Below are 17,819 nucleotides of genomic sequence, written 5' to 3'. Positions count from 1 at the left end.
TATCAGGTCGTCCTTGTCAAAATGTAGTCAACTAATCCTTCAAGAGAAGTCTTGTAAGGGCTTGTGGGAATGACAGTTAAGCAGTCTTTGGCGGCGCGACCATATTTGCGTGCCATTTCTACAGTCTGTTCAACGCCACCGTTTTCTCTAATGATGGTAAGAGCTTTCTGTGTTCCTTCCGGCTCATTCACCGCCCGCGTCTTGATCAATTCTTCAAGGGATTGCGAGACTGCATCGCCGCGTTCGAGGATGAATAAAGTTGGTGCCGTCAAAATGCCGCTTTGCAAATCGCTTCCGGCTTCCTTCCCCATTTTTTCGGTGTTGCCTGTGACATCGAGAAGATCGTCAACGATTTGGAAGAGTATCCCCAGGTTACGACCGTACTCTTTTAGCGACTCGATGGTTTCGTTCGGGCATCCGTTCAATATGGCGCCGCTGTGACTGGCGGCTGCAAACAACGATGCTGTTTTGCAGAAAGATTTGTGGATGTATGTTTCCCAGTTGACTGTAGTCAGATATTGAGCTCGCATCTGTCTGATTTCACCGGCGCAAAGGTCGCCCAGTACTTGACCGTAGATGCCGACAATGACTGGATTCATGATTCGAGCCAGGCAGATGGATGCTTGTGCGAAAAGCAAGTCGCCCATCAGAACGGCAACTTTGTCGTTCCATCTGCGATTAACTGTTTGTTTTCCTCGTCGCAGAGAGGCACTGTCAATGACATCGTCATGGACAAGACTGGCAGTATGTATCAGTTCAGTCAGTACAGCGAGAATGATGTGCAGGCGGCTGAATTCCTGGTCTGGACTTGCTGTGGCTCGGGAAGCGAGCAGCGCTATGGCTGGACGCAGTCGTTTGCCGCCAGCCTGGAAGATCTGCGCGAGTAAATCGCGTACGAAAGTTGTGTCGTCAATCATGTTCGTGTTGAGCATTAGCTCAACTTGAGCAAGATCTTGCGTGACCGGTTCCAGCAAAGTGGTCAGGTCTGCGTTGGAAATATGTGTCGTTGTGAATCCTGAGGCTGTAGTCATGCTTTTCGCAGTTGTCATCGGGTTTTGTAAGCTTTCCACATTCTTCCGCCAATATCAATTGCAATGCGCACTTTCCGGCAAAGCGAAGAATATTATTAGGAACGTGTCCGGCGTTTTTGCGAACTGAAGCCGTTTTTCAGACATACTGGCTTCTTGTCGATGACAGATTATGTCAGAGCATTTGCAGAAATCATAAGAGCTTCAAAAGAAACTCGCAAATCTTTGCACTGCTTTTACTGAAAAGCGCAATCTTTGGGCTCTGGCGTAATATACTCATCTGAGAAACCGAGATTTTGGGGGCAGTGTGTTACAAGAGCTGAAAAACAGGGTCATGTCGGGCGAGATACGGTTGGGAGAAGCTCTCGGACGAGCCCTTCCGAACGTTCACGGCAAGGTTCCTGATGACAGAATTCTCTGGATGGTCAATGAGATGAATGGCTATCCCAATGCGCTGGATTGGTATCAGCGTCCTACTGACGACTTCCCGCCTTATCGGGTCGTAGCTGGACAGTTGAAGTCAGTCGATCCTCAGGGCAATCTCCACGAAGTCAATCATCCACTAGCGTCTAAAGGACGTTACTTCCTGGCGGCGCCTATTGCCTGGTTAGAGGATGCCTTTCAGTTAGAGGGCGCTCAGGCTCTGGTTGAGATGCAGGAATTGAGTGCTCATTTTGCCAGAGCGACCGGCGGTGGCGGAGTTGTTTGTGTCTGTAGCAAAGATGAAGTGCATCGCATTTTGTCGAGTTTCAAGCAAAACTTCGTTGCCTTAATAAATGAAGTGACATCGAAGTAGTTTCGAACATTGGAATGCACCCGTCGCGGGCGCATGAGCGCGCACCCGTCTCGGGTGCTCATGGAACGCACCGGTCTCGGGTGCTCATGGAACGCACCCGTCTCGGGTGCTATGGAACGCACCCGTCTCGGGTGCTATGGAACGCGCCCATCTTGGGTGCAATGGAGCCGCCCATCTTGGGTGCAATGGAGCCGCCCATCTAGGGTGCTGTGGAGCATCTAGGGTGCTACGGAGCGTGCTATGGAGCGCCCTCGTCTAAGGTGCCATGACAAGCCCCCGTCCAGGTGCACTCTTACGCGCCGTGGTATCCAAGCACGACCAACACGCAGGCACCCCCGTGAATGACTCTGAGACCAGCTGCCTCAGCTTTAGCGATGGCGTCCCGACTCTCGGCCCCGGGCTGCATCCATAGATTCTTTACACCTGCAGCGATGGCATCGTCGACTACTTTTCTGGTCACCGCAGGTGGTGTGATGATTGAAACTGACTCGACCTTTTCCGGCAACGAGAGCAAATCCGGATAGCAGGTTTCTCCAAGCACAGTTTCTGCATTGGGATTGACCGGGAACGCCTTTCTCTGATTCTGTTTGTAGCAAACCAGGACCCGATGACCGTACTTGTTTTTATCGTCGCTTGCGCCGACGACAGCAACCGACGGTGCGGCGAGGAAAGCGTCTATTTTTGAGTCTATTGATTCCATTGTGACTCCGAATGATTGGGATAGCGATAACCGATTCGTTCATTAAGAAACGAACGACAATGTTCGAGATCTGGGATACTTGATAGCTGCGGAAATCAGACCGATGATGCTGTCAGTATACGATGCATTTTCTTGTATTCAGTGAGGAATTATGACTTCAACTCTTTCACAACCGAAAACTTTTGAACTGCAGCAGGTGCAGGATGCGCTGGCTGCTGAAGGTGTGGACGGCTGGCTGTTTTATTTCTTCCACGATAACGATCCTATTGCTTTGCGAATACTAGGTTTAAGTGCTGGTCATTTCGTGTCGCGACGCTGGTTCTATTACGTGCCTGCTAGCGGAACTCCAATCAAGTTGGTGCATCGAATCGAAATGGACAGCCTTGATGCAGTTCCTGGAGATAAGGTTGTGTATTTGGGATGGAAGGAGCTTGAGTCGAAGCTGAAAGAAGTTCTTGCTGGGCAGAAGAAAGTGGCGATGCAATATTCTCCAGGCAACGCAATTCCATATGTCTCGAGAGTTGATGCAGGCACTGTTGAGCTGGTGCGGTCGGCTGGATGCGAGGTGGTCACTTCTGCAAATCTGGTTTCCTATTTCGAAGCACGACTGAGCCCCGTTCAGTTGCAGACTCATATCGAAGCAGTGGAAGCTTTGAAGAAAATTGTATTCGAAGCGTTTGCCATGATTAAAACCGCGATCAAATCGTCGAAAAGAATAACGGAATACGACGTACAACAGTTTATCGTTGAATCATATGACCGGTACGGGCTGACTTCAAACTCACCACCAATAGTGGCAGTGAACGGTCACGCCGGTCAGCCCCATTATCAGCCAACGGAGACTATGCACGATGAGATTCGCCTCAACGATTTCGTGTTGCTGGATATCTGGGCGAAGAAAAAATCTCCTGAAGATGCTGTCTATGGCGATATAACCTGGACTGGATATGTCGGGACTGACGTTCCACAAAAGTTTGTCGAAGTCTTTGAGATAGTGCGTGATGCCCGTGACGCTGCTTTGACTTTTGTTCGAGCGGCGGCAAAAGAAGGGCGTGAAATCAAAGGATGGCAGGTCGATGACGCCGCCAGAGAACATATTGCCAGTAAGGGATATGAGAAGTTTTTTGTGCATCGTACGGGACATTCAATTTGTACTGAAGTGCACGCAAACGGAGCGAACATCGATAATCTGGAGACGCGGGACGAGCGAAAGATCATCGCTAAAACGGCCTTTTCAATCGAGCCAGGAATTTACCTGGATGATTTCGGCGTGCGCAGCGAGATTGACGTTTACGTTGATGGTGAGCAGGTTGTCGTGGCCGGTCAGCCTATTCAAACTGAGATTGTCAAAATTCTCGCTGACTAAACTTCGTCGCGCGTGCAGCGTGCCGATTGCTACTGCAGCGTGCCGGAATTTGCGACTGGTTTACCTTGAACGAATGCCAGACATGCTGCGAACACATCGGTTTTTTCGTTGCCGGCCGCCTGGCTGATCTGCCCGTGATTTAGTGGCACAACTTTAGTGGAGATGCTCCCCCCGACCTCATGGACGGCTTTATCAAATGCTTTGTGGGCGGCTGAACTGTCTCGCCGATTGGCACTGCAGATCATCAGAAATCGCGGATAAGTCTTTCCTTTGTGAAGTTGCAGGAGAGGCGATGCCTCTGTCAAAACTTTCGGATCCGTACCAAATGCATTGGTAACCATATCTGCGACCATTTTGCTGGCCACACCAGGAAGTGCGCCGCGTTCGGTCAGATCGAGACTGGCGGTATCCAGACTGATGCAGCCTTTTACGTCGGTCAGCTTTAAGCCCTTCTCTGCAAGGAATTTTTCGTTTGTTGCCAAAAGATCAACGAGGTGCGCACCTGCTGAATGCCCCATAACGTAGATCTGATTGGGATCACCGCCGTAGTCTTTTGCATGTGCTTTCACCCAGGCGAACGCGCTGGCCATGTCTTCAATTTCCTTTGGGTGCATCGCATTCGGTGCCAGCCGATAGTTTGTTGAGATGAATACGATACCGTTGCTGGAATATGCTGCGCCTTTTGGTCCATGCTGCCTTTTGTCTCCGCGCTTCCAGCCTCCGCCGTGTGCGAAGAGAATGACGGGGCCCTTAGCGGTGCCCTTTGGTGGTGCATAAACATCAAGTTTCTGGAGTGGGTCTGGTCCGTATGCGATATCGCGTGCGGTGGCACGCGAATTGCCGATAGATGCCGCTTCCTGCATTCCATCGGGATCTAAGAAGTTAGCGTCTGCAGAAGCTCCCTGCCCTTGAGGCTGCTTCCACAAACCCCCGCCGTTCTGACCCTGTCTGCGCATTTTTATAAGCTGAATAATGCGCTCTCTTCTGGATTGGTTCGAACCTTGAGGTGGCTGTTGTTGTTGTTGTTGTGTCTGCGGTTGTTGTGCCTGAATCGATGCATTTGGTTCTTCTTGCGCGCAAACAAGCGGAATGGATGACATAGTCAACACAAGAATCAATAGTCGATTGATGTTTTTCAATTTCGTTGCCTCGAACTGTTACCTCTATTACCCGAATGGCAACAAAAGGTTTCGCGACCTTTTGAAAAATAATGGACCTGAGATTGGATAGTTCTAATCTGAGATTATGCCCTCTCGTCCAGGCCGGCCGCCCGGGCTTAGAAGCGAGGGAGCGCCATTACTTCAAAACTACGGCAAAGTAGCATCCACCGGCTGCCGCGGCGCACGCGAGGATTACCAGTGTGACGACACCGCGAATCTTATTTGAACTGGCTTGCCTTGCCTCAGGTGACGGCTCAGGAGTGCTCATAAGGTGAATTCTACAGCCCTAACTTCCAGGTTGTCGCCGGGTTAATAGAAGTAATAAAAGACTTCGTCGTTTCTGACGCTCTCGGCTACATTTAAATACCCTAACAACCGCTTCCTCTTAGTAAGCTAACATTTTGGGAACTGTCGGGAATTTAAGCGAATTATCAAGTGACCTCAGCAGCCCCGGTACTCGAGACCCAAAACACTCAAATAGCCGCTGAAACCAAGCCGCAGGCAAAGAAGGCATTCTACCTGCCCGAGCTGGATGGATTACGCACGGTCGGCTTCTTCTATATGTTTATGGCTCATTCGTCGGTAATTCCGCAGCAGCCCAATCAGCATTTCTTTCTTGTGGATGCCTACAACGTCTTCGTCAAATGGGGCGTGATTGGTCTGGACATGTTCTTCGTGCTGAGCGGATATCTGATCACAACGCTGCTCTTGAAAGAACGTTTGAAGAACGGAAACATCTCGCTGCCGCTGTACTTCAAGCGGCGCATGTTGCGCATCTGGCCGCTTTTTTATCTAGTTATCTTTGTTGGTGCATTTGTAATTCCTTTTGCGTGCACACGGCATTTAAACATGGAGCTCTACAAGAAGTTCCTGTGCGACATATTCGTGCCTATGTTCTTCTTTCTGGGCAACTACGCGCTCATTTTCAAAGCCTGGACTTTGCAGGCTCTAACAGCGGGGTTGAGTTTTCCGCTGGCGAATTTGTTCAGACCGCTGTGGTCGGTCTGTTCTGAGGAACAGTTCTATGTGACCTGGCCCTTTATCGTGCGCAAAATGAAATCGTGGCAGGGTCTGACGCTCACTATAGTTGGCTTGACCGCCATGTCTATTGGGTTCCGCTATTACTTCCAGCAGTACTCATTGACGCATACACGCGGCATCTGGACGCCGTCTGACTTCTATCACTACAACACACTATGCGGGCTGGATACGCTTATGTCCGGCGCCTTGATAGCAACGATCCAGTTGCAATGTCCCGAGCTGTGGAAAAAGATTTGCAAAAAGGGCGCACCGATCGCGTTGACTGCATTTGCCATTCTGGCAAGCATGATTGCGTTTTTGCCGGAACCAACCAACAGTGTTTTCATCGTGCCGATGTATCTCGGTATCGCCCTTCTCTGCGGAATGGTGCTGATAGGCACAATGTCGTGGGCTCCGTTACAGCAATTTTTGTCCTTATTTGCAGGTATCGGCAAAACTACATATGGAATGTACCTGGTGCATCATCCAATCATTGCGCTGACGGAAAACTACATGCGCGGCAAGTTGCACATGGCCTATAACGAGCAGTTCTATGCGATTCGCTTTGGCATCTCATTAACACTGACAGTAATAATGGGACAGATTTTGTATCGCACAATTGAAAAGCGACTGGAAGAATTGCGGCGAAAATACGCACGCATTTAGCGCTTGGCAGGGTGTCGGAAGAGCCATAGGCTGGGCGTTCTTTTGCAAATTTGCTCTCTTTAGCTTGTTTTTTTGCCGATATCGGCAAAAATTCATCACTATTTGAGCCAATTCTGAATAGTGCAGCGTTTCGGGGCTCGGGTGCATCGTAGATGCTGGACCCGAGCCGGATCTACTGTGCAGCACATCTGTAACTGCTGTACTGGGCAGTATTTGCAGTAATCTGACAGTAACCTTGACAGTATTACAGTAATCAAGCATAATACTGTCATGATAGTCGAAGACTCCTACACGTTAAGCATCGAGGAACTCTCAGAGGAGGTAGTGCGTGTACTTAAAGCTAATAACCTCTTCGCCAGTCATCACGATAATCGAGTGTCCGCAGCACCTGATATGCGTACCATCCGGTACTACACTAGTCTGGGACTGCTCGACCGTCCTTCTATCGAAGGGCGAGTGGCTAAATACAACAGAAAGCACTTGCTGCAATTGCTTGCTGTTAAGACGTTGCAGGGTGTGTCGCTTCCGTTGTCCGAGATCCAGGAACAGTTATATGGTTTAAGTGAAGCAGAACTTGAAGCCGTAATTGCCTTCTACATTCCTGAACTAAGTCAGAGAAGCACCGACTCCTACAAGGAATCAATTCGTACTCTAACTTGGCGCGAAATCATAATCGAACCGGGTCTGAAAATCATGGCAGATGACTCGTGGCTTGGTGATACAGACCAGGCAGTACTCGAACAAAAAATTCGCGCCGCCCTCGAAGTCCTAAAAGCTGCTGCCCCTGAGGCAAATGGAGAATAACAGATGACCACCGCGATTCTATTACTCGAAGAGTCTGAAGTCGAACGTTCAAGTCGAGTGCTTGGCTGCATCCATGTCACGGAAGGAAACAAGAAGAGAAGTTTGCCTCTGACCTCAGTGCAAATCGCGGCTCGTGTCGCAGATCGACTTGCACATGTGACGGTCACGGAAACTTTCAAAAATCCATATAGCGACCATCTCGAAGCTGTTTATATTTTCCCGCTTGCTGGTGGCAGCGCAGTCAGTTCATTCAAAATGAAAGTCGGAGAGCGTCTGGTTGTTGGAAAAGTTGATGAGCGCCAGGCTGCACGCGATCAATATGTAGAGGCTCTGCAAGAAGGAAAGAGAGCGGCGCTGTTGGAGCAAGAACGGGACGATGTCTTTACAGTACAGGTAGGTAATCTGCCTCCTGGAGAAGAAGTTCAAGTCGAGATTACATACTCCGAAAAGCTTGCCTATTTCGACAACGGAACGACTGAAATTCGGTTACCGCTGGTGGTGGCACCTCGGTATATACCAGGCAATGCAGTTGCGCGTCAAAATCTCGGTGATGGTGTCGAGCTTGACACAGACATCGTGCCCGATGCTTCGCGCATTTCGCCGCCTCGCCTGGCTCCTGGCGTTGATCCAAAGACAGCGCTCAATTTGACCGTTGAACTGGCTGGCGACCAGGTAATTGAAGATTTGAGCTGTTCGCAGCATGCTACAAAAATTGGAACGAGCAAGGATGGTTTTAAGATCTCACTTGCCCGTGAAGATGAGCTACTTGACCGAGATTTCGTTTTGCGCTGGCGCGTTGCGACAGAGTCGGTGCAGTCTAATTTTCTGGTTTATCAAAACCCAGCCAATAAGTCTGAATGCTATGGCATGATCTCTTTGTTGCCGCCTAAGACAGACGAAGCTGGTGCCCTGCCGCGCGATGTCATCTTTGTGGTCGACCGCTCCGGTTCAATGTCTGGAGTCAAGATGGCATCTGCTGCGCGGGCTTGTTCCCTGCTGATCAATACTCTTGGTCCTCGTGACCGCTTCGCTATTCAAGCTTTTGATGATGTCGTCGAGTGGATGAATGGCTATTCTACTAAAAAGCAGCTCGTCTACGCCGATGAGGGAGGAAAGGAGCTGGGCGAAAAATATTTGCGCACCGTCGGAGCGCGTGGTGGCACTGAGATGCACAACGCTATGCGTGAAGCAATCAACACAATGAAGTTGCGTCTTCCTTGTTCGATGCGTTTGCCCGTAATTGTTGTACTGACCGACGGTGAAGTCGGCAATGAATCACCGATTCTCAAACATATTCAATCTGAATTGGGGGATATCCGAGTATTTACTGTTGGTGTCGATACAGCTGTCAATGACGGTTTCCTGAACAGGCTGGCGGCTCTGGGAGGTGGTACGTCAACATTTGTGCAACCGGGCGCTCAGTTGGAAGAAGCCCTGGGCGGCATTGGGCGCGAAATCGGCACACCAGTGATTACGAATTTGAGTCTGGAAGATGTGAACTGTGGTCTCGATAAGAATTCAGTGACACCAGCCAGAGTGCCCGATCTTTTCGAAGGACGAGCCAGCAGCGCATTTTTTAAGATGTCTGCCGGGAAGTTGAAAGAATTGCAGAGCGGCAAAATCAAAGTGAATGGCTTATGCGCCGATGGGTCGAAATTTGCGCAGGAGGTTTCCGCTCGGGTCGTTGATTTACCGGCTCTGGCTCAACTTTGGGCGAAAAGTCACATCATCGATTTGGAAGACACCTACCGAATTTCAAACGATCAGCAGCAGATGGCGTTGCACAAGCAAATAGTGGATATTGCCATCGCTCATTCAATTCTGACTAAATTCACGGCGTTCGTGCTTGTTGACCATGCCGAGATTGTGAATGCTGGTGGGGCCGTTCGGACTGTTGTTCAACCAGTGCAAACGCCTGCAGGCTGGGATTCTCTTGGTGCTTCAGCTCCGATGACCAATCGTAGCTTGAAGTCCCGCTCCGTATCAACAGGCAGCTGGGGCGCCGCACCTGCTTGCTGGGGTAGCCCTGCGCCGGGAGCAGGCGGAGCTGGTTCGATGTATGGTGGACCTTTGCGAGAGAAAATCGCAGGTGACTCGTCCCATGCATGGGGTGCAGCACCTGGTGCTGCCGCGTCAAACACACCGTCGCAGCCTCAACAAATGCCTCAAGCAGCGCCGCAAGCTCCTCAGCCGCCTATCCTACCGGCGGGAGCGCCTCCTTGTGGTTCACCTGGTGGACCGCCTCCGTCGCCCGCTCAGCCTTCGAATTTGCCTACAAGAAAAGCCTCAAGCCTAATGGGACAACTTGTCCGTCAGTCATCTGAGGGTGTGAGAGAAAAGCAAAAGGATTCAGCTTCGGCGCAGCTCTCAAATGAATTTCAGAATGCGTTCAAAACTTTTGAAACCATCTTGCGTGCACTATTTGCTGCCATCAAAAATGGTGAAAATTTTGATGCTCAGAAACTAGTTGAGGCAAGGAAGCAGTTATTCACTGCCCTATCGAACTGCGTAATCGCAGACCGTCTGCCGATTTTGCAAAAATTCGTTCGTGCAGACTCTCTGCAGTTGATTCATGCGATTCAATCAGCGAAGACTATTACACCATCGATCAAAAAGGTGGTAGCAGAAGGAGAAACAAACTTCGAGAAGGTTGTTGAAGAAGTCAATTCACAGAAACAGCCGAAACCATTCTGGCAGAGTAACGTTTAACCCAGCGACATGTGGCTGGCTGGCGAGGGACGAAGGAGCGCGACCAAGTCGCGCTCCTTCATGTTTTAGAGCAGGGTGATACCATTATGCCAGCCGCTCCCAATTCAAGGTCGGGCATATGAACGATTCAGAAATCAGGCGTCTTCTTTGCGAAATATTGTGTGTTCGTCCCGAGGCGTCCGAAGAAGAAATTCGTCAGGCCTACACAAGTGAGGCTAAAAAGTGGCACCCAGACAGAGTTCAACATAATTCCGAATTTGCAGCTTTAGCCGACAAGAAGCTCAAAGAAATCAATCAAGCCTATGAATGCTTGACTGATCGAGCACAGTTTGAGAAGCACGGGGCGAAGCTTGCGCAACGCTATAAAGCGGAAAAGAGTGGTGGTCCTGGTCCTGGTTCCGGTTCAAGTTCCAGGTCTGATTCCGGCTCTGGCTCTGGATCTGCTTCCGGATCCGGATCCTCTGGATCTGCTTCCGGATCCGCAACTGGATCCGCAACTGGGACCAGTGCTTCTTCAGGTGCTCAGTCAGTCGACAAATCCGGTATTGTCAAAATCTTTGTTGCCACCGGAATATTTGTAATCATAGTAGTTCTCGTAGCAAATCTTACGGCTCCCAGGCGCGACACATCATCGAATCCCGGCGTGGTCTTGAGTCCGTCGCAGTCGCCGGGTGCACCGCTTCAAGGTTCTGGGTCATCAAACCCTCAGCCTGCATTGCCGTCAGATAGTTCAATTGCGGCGCCGCCTGGCTCGAATTAGCAATTATCATCGTTTTCGTTATTCGAACGATTTGGCACCGCTGACGATACCGAAACTCGGTTTGTTTGTGATTGAATTTGAGCAAAATTTGGTTCTTGGATGAACCAACCGGGGTGAACCCATCTCATTATTTGCACCCCTGAGTAACCCGAAATATTAAGCCGGTTAAATGTTTCGAGATTTGACGGCTCCGGAACTTCGCCAGACCGCGCGGCGTCATGGACCTTACTGACGAACTCGTGAGCTTGACTTCCTAATAAAACGTACGCTTTTGTTTGGTTATCAATAGGCGTCTGTATAATAGAATTACTCGGGCCCTGTAAATAGGGACATCGTCTGGTCCAACGGTTTTGCCAAGACGTCTTTTCGAGCGGGAGATGTAAATTGAATCATTCGGAACAACCAACGAGCCACTACACCACCACAGATTACCAGCGTCCCCGCTGGAATGTGCTCGACATGATCACGTTTATTCGGGGAAATTCAGTTCCCACCTACTTGTGGGCTGACATAGACATGACTTGGGCTGAAGAATTTCGTAAGAAGCTGAAAGAGAACGGCTGCAAGACGACTGTTACGGCTATCTTGTTGAAGGCGATTGGCATCGCCCAGCGTACGCATCCAGAAAGTCGGACCTGTATTTATCCTTTTGGAAAGCTGGTCACTCTCAACGACATTGTCGCCGGGTTCACCGTAGAGCGTAATGTTGGCACACAGCCAGCGGTGTTCTTTGGTGCGATCGATTCGCCCGATACCAAATCGGTTGAAGAAATTGCTCAAGAACTGCAAGCCTATGGTTCAGCTGACTTCAAGGAGGTCAGCCATCTTGATGTGCAGAATCGGTTTAACAATATGCCATGGCTTTTCCGTCGCTTCATTTTATGGATGGGCATGACCTTTCCGGCGTTCAGATTGAAACATCAAGGTGCAACTTTCGGACTTAGCTCATTGGGTAAATTTGGAATTACATCAGTAGTACCGCCATGTGTCAGTACTTCGACCTTCGGCATTGGTATTGTTGAAGATCGTGCTGTTGTGAGAAACGGAAAGATTGAAATTCGCCCGATGATGACCATCAGTTTGAACTTTGATCACCGAGCAATTGACGGCGCTCCAGCCGCCAGATTTCTCCAGGACATCATCAAGCTAATGGAAGGTGGTCTCGAAAACTACGTTCAAGGCAACGAGTCGAGCACCGCTTCTACTTCAATGACGACATCGTTCTCATAGCTTCATCCCAGGCGAGTATCGCTGCCATGATTTACAACCATCAGCGGTAGCACTAATGGTGCTGCCTGGACTCAGTGCGATCCGGAACTGTCCGTAAGACCTGGAACTTGGTGCGCCTGGAACTCGGTGGTTACGTCCAGATCCACTGCATGCGAGAAGGCAGCGTCAAGTTTAGCCTGACCAGCGTTTCGTCTAGCGTTCCGCCGCTCTTGGTTGTATTTGAGAGTGCCAAAACTGCCTGCTCGTTGGAGACATAGCCTTCGCGTAAGAGTGAGTAGCAGCGGAGAGCCACGTAGAGAGTGGCTTCGTTTACCATTCCAGCTGCAAGAACCTTCTTTCCGACCTTGATAGAGCTTTGTTCATCGTCTGAGACAACAGAGGCAATTTGCTCCGGCGTTGCAATTTCAGCTTGTGCGAGAAGCTCTTGCATTGACAGAATCGGCGGCGTTACTTGAGGCGGTGGTTGCAATTCAGCAACTGCTTGATAGACCGATACCTCTTTCAGTCGAACTTGCTTCAACGCTTCAGCTGCCTGATATGCCCGAAGCGTGTCGTTCGAAACCATATCTTGTAAATATACTGCTGCCTCTAATACAGGATTGGTGACGAGCCCCTGCTCAAGCAAAATCTGACCGAACTGCTTTTCTTTGACGATTTCAATTTCCAGGCATTCAAGCATGTCGCTTTCGTTCATGAATCCTGCCATCAAACAAAGTTCGCCGATTTTGACTGCTTGTCCCGGCGTCTCTCGATAGAGACCCAATTCAAATAAAGCTTGTTCGATGCTGATGCGTCGTCGCCCAACTGCCTGCAATCCCTGGATGGCATCTTCTTTTGAAATTTTTCCGTCGCGGATGAGCAACTGTGCTGCCAGTGCCGACGACATCATCCAGGTGGACAGGTCTCGGTTGAGTACGAGAATACGTCCCATCTGCATTCCGCTGTCGTGGGCGCGGGTCAGAGCACGTCCAAGCTGTTCCTGATTAATCATCGATGCTGCCAGCATCAAGTTGGTCAGATCGTTTCCGACGGCGGTTACGACCTGGGTTTTCTTGTGAACGGAACTCAAAACATTGATGGCTTCGTCCAGGTCAAGATGGTTTTGCTTCGCGAACCGCAGAGCCTTGACTGCCATATCGAGAGTAATTTTGCCCGATTTGATAAGCTCTTGCGCTTCCATGATCGACTTGAGCGACATCTCGGAAGCGTGTCCGAGCATTATCAAAGCTCGTTCCAGTGGAACGTTCAAGTTTTTCGCGCTTTTGACCGCTTCGTCGATCTTCGGCTGCGCAACAGTGTTTGTGCCAGTAAGCAGAATTACTAGGGTCTCTGAAAACTTCTTTTCAACCATAGCTCTTTTAGGTTAGGTGCCAGGCCCATTATGCCCTATTTTTCAACGCATCTACAGCTTGAGATGCCGAGTTTTTCACGACTCCAGGTGCAGCAGAACCTCAGCCCGGCACGGAGGTGTCAGGTAAATGATCTGTATCTAGTTTGGCACAAATATTTCAGTCGGGAAATATATGCAACTTGAGAAAAGAATATTGGCAATAAGCGCGAAAATTTGAATGATCTGGGGTAGCCGTCGCCGCGACGACGCGTTTTCACCTCAAATCGCATTACAATATGGTCCCGAATGACTGTTGTCGAACTGACGGACCGTTGTTGAACTGACAGGACCGTCGTTGTGCCGAGTCACCACGTCATCCCACGTCGACCACTTGCAGTCGTCTCAGCTGACCCTGCGGGTTGCCGCATCTATCTTTCTGGAGGGCTTCATGACTACTAAGCCAAAACCGGTACCCGACATGTACAGAACAGTAACGCCGACAATAACGGTCAAGGACGCTGCTCGTGCGATCGACTTTTATAAACGAGCTTTTGCAGCGCAAGAAATTAAGCGAGCCTTGTCTCCGGATGGTTCAAAAATTATGCATGCCGAAATCAAGATCGGCGATTCCATAATTATGCTGAACGACGAATTTCCGGAAATGAATTGTTTGTCGCCCGAGACTTTGAACGGCGTTGCCTCGAGCCTATGGCTTTACTTAGCCGACGTCGATGCTGCTTATAAGCAAGCCATAGACGCTGGGGCGCATTCGCTCATGCCGCCCACTGATATGTTCTGGGGCGACCGTTTTAGCAAAATCAGAGATCCATTCGGTCAGGAGTGGAGTATCGCTACTCATGTCGAGGATCTGAGCGAACAGGAAATAAACGAGCGCCAGAAGGCATTTTTTGCACCGGCAGCTGGAGCACGAGGTTAATCGATGACAGAAGCAGGCTACTACCGCTATGCCACTATTTGCGGTGACACTCTCGTCTTTACCTGCGAAGACGATTTATGGTTGGTCACCACAAGTGGTGGCACTGCACATCGGTTAACGACAGGGCGCGGCGAATTTTGGACCCCGAAGCTATCGCCAGACGGTAAGTTCGTCGCTTTTGTCGGACGAGAAGAAGGCCATCCGGAAGTTTATGTCATTCCAGTGGAAGGCGGGCTGCCCCGGCGTCTCACATTCGTCGGCGCCGATACCTGTTTTGTGAGCGGCTGGTCGCCCGACGGAAAGGAAATTTTCTTTGTCACCGATGCCTATGCAGCTTTCGTGCGCCATAGCGAGGCATACGCTGTCCCTCTCAAGGGATGCGAACCACGCCCCTTGCGCCACGGACTGGTGAGCTCATATGCAGTGCAGAGCAATGGTGCAACGGTGATAGGCCGAAACGCGAACGATCCAGCGCGCTGGAAGAGATACCGTGGTGGAACCGCCGGCGAGCTGTGGATAGACCCTGACGGCAAAGGCAAATTCAAGAAATTGATCGAACTGGCAGGCAATCTGGTTTTGCCTATGTGGCTGAACAAGCGAGTCTACTTCCTGTCTGATCATGAGGGCATGGGCAACATCTATTCGTGCAAGCCTGACGGCAGCGACTTGACACAACACACCCACCATCATGATTACTATGTTCGCTTTCCCGCTACGGATGGCAAAAGAATTTCATACACGTGCGGCGGTGATCTTTATGTGCTCGATCCCGCAACGAACAAAACGCGCAAAATCGATGTCTTTGTGCCGACTTCGACAATTCAATCAGTGCGGAAATTTGTTTCCGCGCGCGATTATCTCGAATATTATGCGCCGCATCCTGAAGGGCACTCGGTGGCAGTAATTGCGCGTGGTCAGCCAATGACTATGGCTAATTGGGAAGGAGCCGTCATTCAGCACGGGCGCGGCAGTCGTAGCCGCTACCGCAATTGTGAGTGGCTTGCCGACGGCAAGAGATTTGTTGTCATCTCAGACACTGCTGGATACGAGCAGCTAGAGTTGCATCACGCGGACCAGTCGGTGGAGCCTGTGGTTGCCTGCAAGGGAGATATTGGTCGCGCTGTCGAGCTTCGTGTATCTCCTGCTGATGACCTGGTGGCGATTGCAAACCACCGCCAGGAATTGCTTGTAGTGGATTTGAAAAGTAAGTCCGTAAAAGTAGTGGACAAGAGTCCTGCCGACCGTATCAGCGGCATCAATTGGTCTGCCGACGGTCGCTGGATTGCCTACAGCTTTGCTGGGCAGCCCGGCACATGCATTATTCGCATTGCCGAAGCAAAAACAGGGAAGGTGCACGACGTTACTTCCCTACTTAAGTTCGACTACGAGCCGTGTTTCGATCCAGAGGGGCGTTACCTCTATTTCCTGGCTGCGCGAGACTATTATCCCGTCTATGATTCACTCCAGTTTGATTTGAGCTTTCCCAACTCGGTGCGACCTTTCCTCGTCACACTGCGGAAAGATGTGCGTTCACCGTTTGAGTACAAAACGCCTCAGGAAGAGGAGATCGAAAGGAAGAAAACAGACAAAGAGAAGGAAGCTGACAAGGCCAGAAAGTTCGATATAGATTTCGATGGCATCGAGCGTCGTATTATCGGATTTCCAGTCAGTGAAGGTCGTTACGGGCAAATTGTAGCTACTGCCAATCGGGTTTACTTCACTGCTTTCCCGGTCAAAGGAATTCGCCCCAATCATAATTGGTTGGAGGAAGAGCCTGAACCCGGCGTGCTCAATGCTTATGATTATAAGGAGCGCCGCACTGCGCGCATTTGCAATTTCGTCAACCATATTCGTATCTCGAACGATCGCAAAGCCCTTTACTATGCTTCGCGTAAAAAGGTCCGAGCGATTGACACCGAAGAAGGTTTCCCCGCTGAGAAAGCTGAACCATGGAATCCGGGCGACGCTCCTGGACGAAAGACTCGCAACCTGGATTTGCATCGCGCTCAGGTCCTGGTGCAGCCACAGGAAGAATGGAGGCAGATGTACGAGGAAGCCTGGCGCCTTCAGAGTGAACACTTCTGGGATGTATCGATGTCTGCCGTAGACTGGAACCTCGTTCACGACCGTTATGCAGCTCTGCTGCCTCGACTACGCACTCGCGGTGAGCTTTCCGATTTGATCTGGGAAATGCAGGGAGAACTTGGCACTTCACATGCTTATGAAATGGGTGGTGATTACAGAAGACAAGCTGATTACCACAAAGGATTCCTCGGTGCTGATTTCGCACTTGATACCAAATCTGGTGGTTATATCATCAAGAACATTCTCAGAGGCGATTCGTGGGACAGAGAGTCTGACTCTCCGCTTGCCGCACCAGGACTCGATATCCGAGAGGATGACCTGATTGTAGCCGTGGGTGGACGAGGGGTGGGAAAAGATTGTTCTCTCGATGAACTGCTCGTGAATGCATCTGGTAAAACCGTTAATCTGACCATTCTGCGGAAGAAATCGAAGCGAAATGTAGCCGTTCATGCACTTAGATCAGAGCGCATGTTGCGATATCGCAAGTGGGTGGACACCAATCGCCAGATCGTTCATGAAAAATCTGGCGGACGCCTCGGCTATGTTCATATCCCTGACATGGGTCCAGCTGGATTTGCCGAGTTTCATCGCGGCTATCTGGCTGAATTGAGCCGCGACGGGCTGATTGTGGACGTCCGCTACAATCGAGGCGGTCATGTCTCTGCTCTGTTATTGCAGAAATTAGCACGTAAACGAGTTGGCTACGATGTCTCTCGATGGGGACCTCCACAGCCTTACCCGACGGAATCTGTTGCCGGACCGATGGTTGCCATTACAAACCAGTTTGCCGGCTCAGATGGTGATATTTTCAGCCATTGCTTCAAGCTCTATAAGCTTGGACCTCTGGTCGGCAAGCGCACCTGGGGCGGTGTCATAGGGATCTGGCCTCGTCATCGTCTAGTCGATGGAACGGTGACAACCCAGCCTGAGTTCTCGTTCTGGTTCACAGATGTTGGTTTCAGCGTAGAAAATTACGGCACTGATCCTGATTTTGAAGTAGATATTTCGCCGCAAGATTACCGAGATGGAAAAGACCCTCAGATGGATAAAGCTTTGGGTCTCGCTCTCGATGCGCTCAAGAAAAATCCTGTTAAGCTTCCAGACTTCAGTGATAAGCCGAAACTGCCGCTTCCAAAATTGACTGGAAAGTCCAGGGTTCTACTGAAATCGGGCGATAAGCAGAAGAATGCTTAACAGCATAGCTCCGCCATGTTCAGCGTGAAAGATG

The 17,819-nt window shown here is 50.3% G+C and carries 13 protein-coding genes; 9 read left to right on the top strand and 4 right to left on the bottom strand.

All coding sequences use genetic code 11. The features are described from left to right. Positions 1–2 precede the first annotated feature (2 nt). On the bottom strand, positions 3–1,070 hold the full coding sequence (locus EKK48_05430; GenBank protein RTL44692.1) for a solanesyl diphosphate synthase: 1,068 nt from the start codon (positions 1,068–1,070) through the stop codon (positions 3–5). 292 nt (positions 1,071–1,362) lie between these two features. Here EKK48_05430 and EKK48_05425 point away from each other — a divergent pair, with 292 nt between their 5' ends. After that, complete coding sequence (locus EKK48_05425) at positions 1,363–1,824, top strand: hypothetical protein (GenBank protein RTL44691.1); 462 nt, start codon at positions 1,363–1,365, stop codon at positions 1,822–1,824. Between the two features lie 292 nt (positions 1,825–2,116). Here the strand turns inward: EKK48_05425 and EKK48_05420 are convergent, their stop codons facing one another. Continuing rightward, positions 2,117–2,524 (bottom strand): CoA-binding protein, encoded by a 408-nt coding sequence (locus tag EKK48_05420; GenBank protein ID RTL44690.1) that lies wholly within the window; start codon positions 2,522–2,524, stop codon positions 2,117–2,119. Positions 2,525–2,675: 151 nt separating this feature from the next. Between EKK48_05420 and EKK48_05415 the strand changes: the two genes are divergently transcribed. Then, positions 2,676–3,890 carry a M24 family metallopeptidase gene (locus EKK48_05415; protein ID RTL44689.1) on the top strand — a complete coding sequence of 405 codons (1,215 nt, stop codon included), beginning with the start codon at positions 2,676–2,678 and terminating at the stop codon, positions 3,888–3,890. A 29-nt stretch (positions 3,891–3,919) separates the two neighbouring features. Here the strand turns inward: EKK48_05415 and EKK48_05410 are convergent, their stop codons facing one another. Then, positions 3,920–5,029, bottom strand: coding sequence for an alpha/beta hydrolase (locus EKK48_05410; GenBank protein ID RTL44688.1), 1,110 nt, complete (start codon positions 5,027–5,029; stop codon positions 3,920–3,922). A 456-nt stretch (positions 5,030–5,485) separates the two neighbouring features. Here EKK48_05410 and EKK48_05405 point away from each other — a divergent pair, with 456 nt between their 5' ends. The 5 genes from EKK48_05405 to EKK48_05385 all read left to right on the top strand — a co-directional run bounded on the left by EKK48_05405 (position 5,486) and on the right by EKK48_05385 (position 12,239). After that, a complete protein-coding gene (locus tag EKK48_05405) occupies positions 5,486–6,736 on the top strand; it encodes an acyltransferase (protein RTL44687.1) in 1,251 nt (416 codons plus the stop codon). A gap of 270 nt (positions 6,737–7,006) precedes the next feature. Continuing rightward, on the top strand, positions 7,007–7,540 hold the full coding sequence (locus tag EKK48_05400; GenBank protein RTL44686.1) for a MerR family transcriptional regulator: 534 nt from the start codon (positions 7,007–7,009) through the stop codon (positions 7,538–7,540). A 3-nt stretch (positions 7,541–7,543) separates the two neighbouring features. Next, a complete protein-coding gene (locus tag EKK48_05395; GenBank protein RTL44685.1) occupies positions 7,544–10,249 on the top strand; it encodes a VWA domain-containing protein in 2,706 nt (901 codons plus the stop codon). 118 nt (positions 10,250–10,367) lie between these two features. After that, entirely contained in the window at positions 10,368–11,009 is a 642-nt protein-coding gene (locus EKK48_05390; GenBank protein RTL44684.1) for a J domain-containing protein, read from the top strand. Between the two features lie 384 nt (positions 11,010–11,393). Further along, positions 11,394–12,239: a hypothetical protein gene (locus EKK48_05385; GenBank protein ID RTL44683.1), complete on the top strand. Its 846-nt coding sequence runs from the start codon at positions 11,394–11,396 to the stop codon at positions 12,237–12,239. 130 nt (positions 12,240–12,369) lie between these two features. On the opposite strand, the gene EKK48_05380 is transcribed toward EKK48_05385, so the two are convergent. After that, positions 12,370–13,590 (bottom strand): hypothetical protein, encoded by a 1,221-nt coding sequence (locus tag EKK48_05380; GenBank protein ID RTL44682.1) that lies wholly within the window; start codon positions 13,588–13,590, stop codon positions 12,370–12,372. 427 nt (positions 13,591–14,017) lie between these two features. Here EKK48_05380 and EKK48_05375 point away from each other — a divergent pair, with 427 nt between their 5' ends. Together EKK48_05375 and EKK48_05370 are read left to right on the top strand one after the other, a co-directional pair. After that, a complete protein-coding gene (locus EKK48_05375) occupies positions 14,018–14,506 on the top strand; it encodes a VOC family protein (protein ID RTL44681.1) in 489 nt (162 codons plus the stop codon). A 3-nt stretch (positions 14,507–14,509) separates the two neighbouring features. Then, the gene (locus EKK48_05370) at positions 14,510–17,785 is read left to right on the top strand and encodes a peptidase (protein ID RTL44680.1); all 3,276 of its coding nucleotides are present in this window, start codon (positions 14,510–14,512) and stop codon (positions 17,783–17,785) included. The last annotated feature ends 34 nt before the right edge of the window (positions 17,786–17,819 follow it).

Source organism: Candidatus Melainabacteria bacterium (genome assembly GCA_003963305.1).
Taxonomy (GTDB): Bacteria; Cyanobacteriota; Vampirovibrionia; order Obscuribacterales; family Obscuribacteraceae; genus PALSA-1081.
The sequence above is the reverse complement of the archived record's forward strand: the minus strand, read 5'-3'. Positions and strand labels throughout refer to the sequence as shown.

What these genes read in the sequence shown, in the direction of transcription:
- EKK48_05425 (RTL44691.1), top strand. Translation starts at nt 1,363, where the DNA reads ATGTCGGGCGAGATACGGTTGGGAGAAGCTCTCGGACGAGCCCTTCCG.
- EKK48_05420 (RTL44690.1), bottom strand. Translation starts at nt 2,524, where the DNA reads ATGGAATCAATAGACTCAAAAATAGACGCTTTCCTCGCCGCACCGTCG.
- EKK48_05415 (RTL44689.1), top strand. Translation starts at nt 2,676, where the DNA reads ATGACTTCAACTCTTTCACAACCGAAAACTTTTGAACTGCAGCAGGTG.
- EKK48_05400 (RTL44686.1), top strand. Translation starts at nt 7,007, where the DNA reads ATGATAGTCGAAGACTCCTACACGTTAAGCATCGAGGAACTCTCAGAG.
- EKK48_05395 (RTL44685.1), top strand. Translation starts at nt 7,544, where the DNA reads ATGACCACCGCGATTCTATTACTCGAAGAGTCTGAAGTCGAACGTTCA.
- EKK48_05390 (RTL44684.1), top strand. Translation starts at nt 10,368, where the DNA reads ATGAACGATTCAGAAATCAGGCGTCTTCTTTGCGAAATATTGTGTGTT.
- EKK48_05380 (RTL44682.1), bottom strand. Translation starts at nt 13,590, where the DNA reads ATGGTTGAAAAGAAGTTTTCAGAGACCCTAGTAATTCTGCTTACTGGC.
- EKK48_05375 (RTL44681.1), top strand. Translation starts at nt 14,018, where the DNA reads ATGACTACTAAGCCAAAACCGGTACCCGACATGTACAGAACAGTAACG.
- EKK48_05370 (RTL44680.1), top strand. Translation starts at nt 14,510, where the DNA reads ATGACAGAAGCAGGCTACTACCGCTATGCCACTATTTGCGGTGACACT.